At 75.6% G+C, this 8684-nt stretch carries 6 protein-coding genes; 5 read left to right on the top strand and 1 reads right to left on the bottom strand.

The genetic code is table 11. The features are described 5' to 3' along the window. From BI06_RS02165 to BI06_RS02185, 5 genes are all read left to right on the top strand, one after another. Positions 1-2066 (top strand): FtsX-like permease family protein (locus BI06_RS02165; RefSeq protein WP_051740130.1); only part of this gene is annotated, 2066 nt, incomplete at its 5' end. Between the two features lie 476 nt (positions 2067-2542). Then, positions 2543-3211, top strand: coding sequence for a hypothetical protein (locus BI06_RS02170; RefSeq protein WP_149030236.1), 669 nt, complete (start codon positions 2543-2545; stop codon positions 3209-3211). Continuing rightward, entirely contained in the window at positions 3208-4848 is a 1641-nt protein-coding gene (locus BI06_RS02175) for a multicopper oxidase family protein (RefSeq protein WP_043464590.1), read from the top strand. The genes BI06_RS02170 and BI06_RS02175 overlap by 4 nt, the downstream gene beginning before the upstream one ends. Positions 4849-5153: 305 nt before the next feature. Then, positions 5154-6515, top strand: coding sequence for a DUF2252 domain-containing protein (locus BI06_RS02180; RefSeq protein ID WP_043464594.1), 1362 nt, complete (start codon positions 5154-5156; stop codon positions 6513-6515). 419 nt (positions 6516-6934) lie between these two features. Continuing rightward, positions 6935-7714: a helix-turn-helix domain-containing protein gene (locus tag BI06_RS02185; RefSeq protein ID WP_043464597.1), complete on the top strand. Its 780-nt coding sequence runs from the start codon at positions 6935-6937 to the stop codon at positions 7712-7714. Here BI06_RS02185 and BI06_RS02190 read toward each other — a convergent pair. After that, entirely contained in the window at positions 7693-8151 is a 459-nt protein-coding gene (locus BI06_RS02190) for a hypothetical protein (RefSeq protein ID WP_051740333.1), read from the bottom strand. The two genes, BI06_RS02185 and BI06_RS02190, sit on opposite strands and share 22 nt — an antisense overlap. Positions 8152-8684 lie beyond the last annotated feature (533 nt).

An 8684-nucleotide genomic window follows, 5' to 3' on the forward strand; every position in this document is an offset into this window, starting at 1 on the left:
CCGCGCCGGGCGGCGGCGGCAGCTACCGGATCTCCGGCCTGGCCGCCCCGCAGCCGGCCGGGCCCACGGCCTGGTTCGCCGACCAGCAGGCCGACCGGCTCTCCGGCCACCCCGGCCGGGTGGACGCGATCGCCGTCCAGCCGCGCGAGGGCGTGACCGCCAAGGCCCTCGCCGACCAGGTCGGCACGGCCGTCGGCGGCGCCGCCGAGGTGCGGACCGGCCGGGACCGGGGCGCCGTCGAGCAGCCGGCGCTCGCCGGGGCCCGCGAGGCGCTGGCCGGGATCGGCGGCTCCTTCGGCGGCATCGCCACCATGACCGCCGTGTTCGTGGTGGTCTCCACCGTCGCCCTCGCCACCGGCCAGCGCGCCCGCGAGTTCGCGCTGCTGCGCGCTGTCGGCGCCACGCCCCGGCAGATCCGCCGCACCATCGCCACCGAGGCGATGCTGGTTGCGCCGCTCGCCGCCGCGAGCGGCCTCCTGCCCGGCCTCGCGCTGGCCCGCTGGTGGTTCGGCGGGATGGTGGAGCGCGGGGCCGTCCCCGAGGCCGTGGAACTGTCCGTCGGGCCGCTGCCGATGGTCGCCGCGGTGGTGCTGTGCACGCTCGCGGCCCTCGCGGCCGGCTTCTTCGCGGCCCGCCGCCCGGCCCGGATGCGGGCCAGCCAGGCGCTGGGCGCGGCCGCCGTCGAACCGTCCCGGCCGGGGTGGATCCGCACCGGCCTGGGCCTGCTCTTCGCCGTCGGCGGCACCGTGCTCGCCGGGGTCGCCACCGGGCTGAACGGCACCGACGCCGCCAACACCGCGCTGGGCGTGGTGATGTGCTTCCTGACGGCGGTCGCCCTGCTCGGTCCCTGGGTGGCCCGGGTCGCGGCCGGACTGCTCGGGGTGCCGCTGCGGGCCGGCGGCGCGCCCGGCTCGCTGGCGGCCGACAACACCCGCGCCAACGCCCGCCGGCTGGCCTCGGCGATCACCCCGATCGCCATGGTCACCGCCTTCTGCGGCACCCTGCTGTTCATGCAGAGCACCCTCCGGCACGAGAGCGGCGAGCAGGTGCGGACCGGTCTCACCGCCGACCACGTGCTCGGCTCCACCGGCCCCGGCCCCGGCCTGCCGGCGGCCGTGCCGGGTGCCGCCGGCGCCGCCGGGACCCCCGGTGTGGTCGAGCGGGCGGCCGGGCTGCCCGGTGTGGACGCTGCCGTCGGCGTGCTACGCACCGGCGTCGTGTACCGCGACGGCCACAACCTGGACTCGGCCGCCGCACTGGGCATCACCGGCGACCCGTCCCGGCTGCCCCGGGTGCTCGACCTCGACGTCCGCACCGGTGCGCTCGCCGACCTGGGCCGGTCCCCGGACACCGTGGCACTGGACGCGACCCTGGCCTCCGCCCTGGGCGCCGAGGTGGGCGAGCGGGTGCAGCTCTGGCTCGGCGACGGGACGGAGAGCAAGCCGCTGGTGGTCGCCACCTACGGACGCGGGCTCGGCTTCGGCCAGGTGCTGCTGCCGAGGGCGGCGGTGGCGGAGCACGTCACCGCGGCGTTCGACCAGCAGGTGCTGGTCGCGGACGCGCCCGGTGCCGACCGGGCGGCGGTCGCCCGGGGGCTGGCGGGGCTCGGCGTCCCGGGCATGACCGTCACCGACCGGGCGGGCTTCGCCGCCCAGGCGGACAAGGACCAGGAGATGGGCGCCTGGGCGAACGCGGTGATGGCCGGGGTGCTCGGCGGGTTCGCCGCGGTCACGGCCGCGAACACCCTGGTGATGACGGTGCTGGACCGGCGGCGCGAGGTGGCGCTGCTCCGGCTGGCCGGGACCACCCGGGGGCAGGTGCGCCGCATGATGCGCTGGGAGGCGCTGCTGGTGGCCGCGACCGGCCTGGGGGTCGGCGCGGTGATCGCCTGGGTCACCCTGGTGCCGGTCACCCGGGGCCTCACCGGTGCCTCGCCGTACGTGCCGCCGGGGACGGCGCTGCCGCTGGCCGCCGGGGCGGTGGCGCTGTGCCTGGCCGCGACCGCTGCTCCGGCCAGGGCGCTGCTGCGGTCCCGGCCGATCGCGATGGGCGGCGGGAAGCAGTAGCGGTTCCGCACGCGACGCGACGCGACGGGGCGTGGCGAGGCGTGGCGGGAGAAGGGGCGGCCTTCGGGTCCGGGCCCCGGTCCACCGAGGGCGACGGGGGTGTCGTCGGTGGACCGGGGCCCTTCGCGTGCGCGGGTTCGCGTGTACGTGCCCGCGCGCGCGGTTCTGCGCACGCGTGGGCTCGTGGGAGCGCGACAGGGGCTCGCGGCGGAGGCCCGCGCGGGACGTCGCACCGGCCGTTCGGGTGACAAAGCCGGGCTGAACAGCCGCGCGAGAGTGGTCGTCGGCCGTAAAGCCCTTGAGCCACACCGATAGTGATGTGTGATCAGTTACGCTCACGGCCGCGTCCGTCCAGGTGGCGCGCGCCCGTAGTGCCACGTCACACCCACCCGCCCCCCGCGCCGAGCGCGTCCGGCATGCCTGTCATCCCGGCCTGCCCGCTCCGCCGCGGTGCCCGGCAGAGAGAAGGCCGACCGTTGAGCAGTCCCCCCGTGGCCCGCACGCCCCGCCTTCCGTCGCTCGCCCCGGCGGGCCCGTCGGCCCCTGCCCCGGCCGTCCCCCCGGGGATCCGGCTGCCGCGGCTGCTGCTGCGGGCCACCGCGACCGCGTCGGCCGTGCTGGGGCTGGCCCAGACGGTGCTGGCCGGCAGCTTCCTGAACGGCCACTACGAGGCGCTGCGGGCGCACGAGCTGGCCGCGATGGCCCTGGGCGGCCTGCTGCTCGCCCAGCTGCCGGTGGCCGCGCTGGTCCGCCGCGGCGGGGGAGCGGGCGGCGCGCGCGGGCCGTGGTGGCCGCTCGGCGCCACCGCGCTGCTGCTGGCCGCGCTGGGGGCCCAGATGGGGACCGGCTACGAACGGGCGGTCGGCGTGCACGTGACCCTGGGCGTGCTGCTGGTCAGCGGGCTGCTGTTCGGCCTGGTCGGGGCCTGGCGGCCGGCCCCGGCCTCGGCCCCGGTCCCGGTCCCGGCGCTGTCGCCGTCGTCGGACACTGAACCCGTCGCCGAAGCGCCCGCCGAGTCCGAGTCCGAGTCCGGCTCCGAACCCGAGTCCGGCTCCGTGGCCGGTTCCGGGACCGGCGACGGCGGCTCCGGTCGGCTGCCCCGGCCCACCGGCCCGGGCGCCGACGCGGTGGAGGTGACGCCGTGAACCGCCGCCGGTTCCTCGGCGCCGGTGTGGCCGTGCTCGGTGCGGGCGCCGTCGGGGCCTTCGCCGGCCCGGCGACCGCCCGGCTGCTGGCCGAGGCCCGGCCCGGCCGGCTGCTGAGCAGCGAGGTCCCGCTGCCGGCGGCGTTCCAGGTACCGCTTCCCGTCCCGGCGGTCCTCGCCCCCGTCCGCTCCGACGCCACCTCGGACCACTACGAGATCACCCAGCAGATCGCCCGGCTGGAGATCCTGCCCGGACTGCGCACCGAGGCCTGGACGTACGGCGGGACCTTCCCCGGTCCGACCCTGGTGGCCCGCTCCGGCCGGGAGATGGTGGTGCGGCACCGCAACGAGCTGGCGGTGCCCACCGTGGTCCACCTCCACGGCGGCCACACCCCGGCGGAGAGCGACGGCTACCCGGTGGACCTGCTGCTCCCGGTCGGCTCGTCCGCCGACCGTTCAACCTGGGCCGCCCATACCGACCACCCGGGCCATGCCGACCACCCGATGGCCGGAATGGCCGGAATGGCGGGCATGGCCGGCATGACCGGAACGACGGGTGCCGCAGACCTCTCCCGGACCGTCACCGGCGAGCGCACGTACGGCTACCCGTGCCGCCAGCGCGCGGCCACCCTCTGGTACCACGACCACCGGATGGGCTTCACCGGTCCCGGCGTCTGGCGCGGCCTGGCCGGCTTCCACCTGGTCCGCGACGAGGAGGAGGAGGCCCTGCCGCTGCCGCGCGGCGAGCGCGAACTCCCGCTGATGCTCGCCGACCGGTCCTTCACCGCCGACGGCTCCTTCGCCTACCCCGCCGCCGACGCGACCCTCGCCGTCCCCGGCGTCACCGAGGACTACATGAACGGCGTCCTCGGCGACGTCGTCCTGGTCAACGGCGCCCCCTGGCCGCGCGCCGAGGTCGACCGGGCCCGCTACCGGCTGCGCGTGCTCAACGCCTCCAACACCCGCCTCTACCGGCTGGAACTCGACCCGCAGCCGTCCGGCGGCGACGCCCTGGTCCAGATCGGCGGCGACGGCGGCCTGCTGGAGCAGCCGATCGCGCACGACGCGGTCGAGATCGCGCCCGCCGAGCGCTTCGACCTGGTGGTCGACTTCGCCCGCTACCCGGCCGGCACCCAGGTCCGGCTGATGAACCGGTTCGGCAGCGGGCGGACGGAGGAGGTCATGCGCTTCGACGTCTCCTCGCGGCCGGTGCGCGACGACTCGACCGTCCCCGAACGGCTCTGCACCCTGGAGCGGCTCGACCCGGCCGCCGCCGTCACCACCCGGACCTTCGGCTTCCGGCGCAGCCGCAACGCGGGCTGGACGATCAACAACCAGCCCTACGAGCCGGGCCGCTCGCTCGCCCGGCCGGCGCTCGGTTCCATCGAGAAGTGGCGGTTCTTCTCGGACGTCCACCACCCCGTCCATGTGCACCTGAACTCCTTCCAGGTGCTGTCCCGCAACGGCAAGGACCCGGGGCCGTACGACGCGGGCTGGAAGGACACCGTGGACCTGCGGCCGGCCGAGGCGGTGGAGGTGCTGGTGCGGTTCACCGACTACGCGGGGACGTACATGCTGCACTGCCACAACCTGGAGCACGAGGACATGGCGATGATGGCGGACTTCGTGGTCGAGTGACCGGCGCCGCCCCGCCCGGTCGGCCTGGTCCGTTCGGCTCAGCCCGGTCGGCCCGGTCCGGTCGGCTCAGCCCGGTCGGTGGGGCCCGTTCGGCGGAGCGCGGCGGGCACCGGGGCGGGCGACCGGATGCCCGCCCCCGGTCCGCCCGTCCGCCCCGTCCCCGGCACGGACCGTTCGGTCCCGACATGCCGCGCCGCCGGGCGTGATCTAGCGTCGCGGGGAGGACCGCGGGAGCATCCCGGTCCTGCCGGACGGGGGACCCGCTGGACGGGGACCCGCCGGACGGACGCACCGAGGAGCCGCGCATGACCAGTCCGACCGAACGCCGGCGGCGCGGCCGGGCCGCCCGCGACCGCGTACCGCGTTCCGCCCACGGCCCCTGGATCCCCTCCGCCGACCGGCCCGACCCGCTGGCCGTGCTGGCCCGGCAGGCCGAGGACCGGGTCGCCGACCTCGGCCCGATCCGCTACGGGCGGATGGCCGAATCGCCGTTCGCCTTCCTGCGCGGCTCCGCCGCCGTCATGGCCGCCGATCTGGCGGCCGTCCCCGACACCGGTATCACCGTCCAACTCTGCGGTGACGCCCACCTGTTGAACTTCGGCGTGTACGCCTCGCCGGAGCGGGCACTGCTCTTCGACGTCAACGACTTCGACGAGACCTACCCCGGCCCGTTCGAGTGGGACGTCAAGCGCCTCGCCGCCAGCGTCGCCGTCGCGGCCCGCGACAACGGCCACTCCGAGGAGCAGGTCCGCCGCGCCGCGCTCACCGCCGCGCAGGGCTACGCCACCGCCGTGCGCCGCCTCGCCGGGATGGGCGAACTCGACGTCTGGTACGCCCGGATCGACACCGAGGACATCCTGCCGCTGGTCGGCAAGGCCAGCCGCCGCAAGCGCGTCGAGGCCAACCTGGACAAGGCCCGCCGCCGCACCAGCCTCCAGGCCTTCGGCAAGCTCACCGAGAAGGGCGAGGACGGGCGGCGGCGGATCGTCGACGACCCGCCGCTGATCGAGCGGCTGCCGGAGGACGAACTGCGCCTGGTCGGCAAGATCTACGGCGACTACCGGGCCACCCTCGCCGAGGACCGCCGCGTGCTGCTCGACCGGTTCCAACTGGTGGACGTCGCCCGCAAGGTGGTCGGCGTCGGCAGTGTCGGTACCCGCTGCTTCATCCTGCTGCTGTCCGGGCGGGACGAGAGCGATCCGCTGTTCCTGCAGATCAAGGAGGCGGGGCGGTCCGTGCTGGAGGAGTACCTGCCCGTCTCCCGCCCGTCCGCCGAGGCGCCGGTGGTCCACGGCGGCCGTCGGGTCGTCACCGGCCAGCACCTCATGCAGGCGGCCAGCGACATCTTCCTCGGCTGGACCACCGGCCCGGCCGGGCGGCACTTCTACGGCCGCCAGCTGCGCGACATGAAGGGCTCGGCGGACGTCGCCCGGATGACGCCAGCCGACCTGCGGCAGTACGCCGACCTCTGCGGCCGCACCCTTGCCCGCGCGCACGCCCGCTCCGGCGACCGCTTCGCCGTCGCCGGCTACCTGGGCCGCTCGGACGTCTTCGCCGAGGCCATCGCCGACTTCTCGGTCCGGTACGCCGACCGGACCGCCGCCGACCACGCCGAGCTGCTGGCGGCGATCGACGAGGGCACGGTGACGGCGCAGCGGGGCGTCTGAGGGGGTTGGGCGCTTGGCCAACGGGCGTCCGGGCGGGCGGTCGGCGGGGCGGTTGGGCGCTTGGCCAACGGGATGTCCGATGGGTTGGGCGTGCGACCAACAGGGTGCCGGTCCGGCGAACTGGGTGCCCGCCCAATAGGGTGCTCGAGTAGTTGGGCACTTGGCCAATGGAGCATTCGGCCTGTCGGGTGCCCGCCCAACAGGCCGTCCGGGCAGTTGGCCACCCGACCGATGGGATGACCGAGCGGTTGGACGTGTGGCCAACAGGGCGTTTCCGAGCAGCTGGTCGCCCGGCCAGCAAAGGTGCCCGGCCCGCTCGGCCCCTCCCTGCCCCACCTCCCTGCCCCGCCCCGAGAGTTCACTGCGCATTCCCTCCGGGGAATGGCTCGGCGGCCCCGTTCCGGCTACAACTGGCTGTCGTGGACTTTCCCAGTACGCTCCGCGAGCGCCGCACCGGCCGCCGACTCAGCCAGCTCGAACTCGCTGGCCGGGCGGGCACCACCCAGCGCCACCTCAGTTTCATGGAGTCGGGCCGGTCGGCCCCCGGGCGCGGCATGGTCGTCCGGCTCGCCGAGTCGCTCGACCTGTCGCTCCGCGAGCGCAACGAGCTTCTGCTGTCGGCCGGTTACGCCCCCGTGTACGCGGAGTGCCAGCTCGACGGGCCCGAGCTGGCGCCCGTCCGGTCCGCGCTCGGCCACATCCTGGAAGGTCATCTCCCCTACCCCGCCGTGGTGGTGGACGGCCGGGGCGACATCGTCGCGGCCAATGCCGCGCTCGGACTGCTGACCGAGGGGGCCGCGCCCGAGCTGCTCGGCCGGGGCGCGAACGCCTACCGGCTCGCCCTGCATCCGGCCGGGCTCGCCCCGAGGATCGTCAACTTCGCGGCGTGGTCCCGGCACGTCCTGGCGGCGACCTCGCACCTGGCTGAACTGCACGACGAACTGGCGGGCTACGTGCCGCCGTTGGACGAGTCCCCGGCCGCCCGGGATCCGCTGGGCTTCGCCGTCCCGCTGCATCTGCGCAGCCCGTACGGCGAGTTGCACCTGATGACGACGGTGACCACCTTCGCGACCGCCGTCGACGTGACGCTCGCCGAACTGCGGCTGGAGGCCTTCCTGCCGGTCGACGAGCCGACGGCCGTCGCCCTGCGCGCGTGTGCGGAGCTGGAGCCGGGGGATCAGAGCCCGGGGAACTGGTAGTCGGTCGCGATCCGGCCGTCCTTGTCCAGTACCAGCAGCTCGACCCCGCCGCCGAGCACCTCGTCCTCGCCCGGGCGCACCATCACCCAGGTCAGCTTGACGGCGTCGCCGACCTGGATCGCCTCACCCTGCTCGCGGAACACGTAGTCGCCGCCGGCCACGAACTCCTCGTGCGCCCGGGCCACCCGCCGCTCCAGGGCGCCGTGGCCGCGGGCCTCCAGCACGGTTTCCGCGAAGCCGAGTTCGGCCGCCCGCTCGCGCATGTCCTCGGGCGGCTGGAGCAGGTGGACGCCGTCCGTCGCCCACAGCTCCTCGACCGTCCGGCGCCGCCGCTCCGGGTCGGGCTCGTTCCAGAGCGCGACATAGCGCTCGGCGATCCGCTGCGCGGTGCCGGTGCCGGTGCTCACGTTGGTGCTGGTGCTGGTCCTCGTGCTCATCGTGACTTCCTCGATCCCCTCGTAGTCGTCCTTCGCGCCACTCATCCTGTGAGACGGAGGGAGGCCCGACAATTCCCGGCGGGGAATGCCGACAGGCCGCCCCGGGGCCCGTCCGGGGCCCGTCCGGGGCCCGTCCACCGGCGGGGGAGGAGCCCCGCCGAGTGGTGGATTGCGAAGCGCCGCACCCCCGCCGAACGGGGGTGGTTCGGCTCCGAACGTGCACCAACCACCCTTGGTGGTACAGCCCTTGAGGCGCGATCGGGACGCTGTTCACTTGTCGGACATGTCTTCGACAACCTGATTTCTCGTCAGTAACATGACGATCCGCGCGGCCGTGCGGGCCGCGCTCCCCCTGCCACACCCACCCTCGTTCCCGGGCCGGCGCGCACCGTCCGCGCGCCGCTGCCCGCGTGGAACACGCCGCTGAAAGAGCCCCGGTGAAGAGTCCTCTCGTCCCGGCCGTCCGGCCTGCCCTCGCCTCCCTGCTCCTGCTCGGCGTCGCCGCCTGCGGGCCCGCCTCCGGCGACGGACGG

It is taken from the genome of Kitasatospora sp. MBT66 (assembly GCF_000710405.2).
GTDB classification, from domain to species: Bacteria; Actinomycetota; Actinomycetes; order Streptomycetales; family Streptomycetaceae; genus Kitasatospora; species Kitasatospora purpeofusca.